The organism is Shimia sediminis, from assembly GCF_003990645.1.
In the GTDB taxonomy this organism is placed as follows: domain Bacteria; phylum Pseudomonadota; class Alphaproteobacteria; order Rhodobacterales; family Rhodobacteraceae; genus Shimia; species Shimia sediminis.
This window is the reverse complement of the sequence record NZ_RYZK01000046.1, coordinates 1-907: the sequence shown is the minus strand read 5'-3', so window position 1 is coordinate 907 and position 907 is coordinate 1. Positions and strand designations below refer to the sequence as shown.

The window sequence follows — 907 nt, the reverse complement described above, 5'->3', positions numbered from 1 at the left end:
GACTATATTTCTTGTTTTATTAATTTATTATTATTAGTAATTTGTGTTTTATTGGGCGTTGGGTTTTTAACTTTATTAGAACGTAAGGTTTTAGGTTATATTCAAATTCGTAAAGGACCAAATAAAGCAGGTTTATTAGGTTTACCTCAGCCTTTAGGAGACGGTATTAAGCTTTTTACTAAAGAACAAGTTTTTCCTTTAATATCAAATTTTTATATTTATTATTTATCTCCTGTATTAAATTTGTTTTTAGCGCTTATTATTTGGTTATGTATACCTTTTTGATTTGGTTTTATAAATTTTAATTTTGGTGTTTTGTTTTTTTTATGTTGTTCTAGTTTAGGGGTTTATACTATTATACTTTCAGGATGATCTTCTAATTCTATTTATTCTTTACTTGGTAGTCTACGTAGTGTGGCTCAAACAGTATCTTATGAAGTAAGTTTGGTTTTAGTTTTAATTTCTTTTTTGATTTTTATTATAAGTTTTAATATTTTTAATTTTATAGTTTTTCAGAATTATTTGTGAATAATTTTTTCTTTTTTGCCTTTAGCTTTAATTTGATTTATTACTAGTCTTGCCGAAACTAATCGTACTCCTTTCGATTTTGCTGAAGGCGAATCTGAGCTTGTATCAGGTTTTAATGTGGAATACAGAGCTGGGGGATTTGCATTAATTTTTTTAGCTGAATATGCTAATATTCTTTTTATAAGAATATTGTTTTCTTTATTTTTTATAGGGAGGGATTTTTATAGTTGGTTATTTTTTCTTAAACTAGGTTTTATTTCTTTTTGTTTTATTTGGGTTCGGGGAACTTTGCCCCGTTATCGTTATGATAAGTTAATGTACTTAGCTTGGAAAAGATTCCTTCCAGTTTCTTTAAATTTTTTAATTTTTTATTTAGGAG

1 pseudogene is annotated in these 907 nt (G+C 26.0%); it reads left to right on the top strand.

The features are described from left to right. Positions 1 to 51: 51 nt before the first annotated feature. Positions 52 to 907 (top strand): annotated as a pseudogene (locus EK369_RS22810) (NADH-quinone oxidoreductase subunit H); the annotation flags it as partial.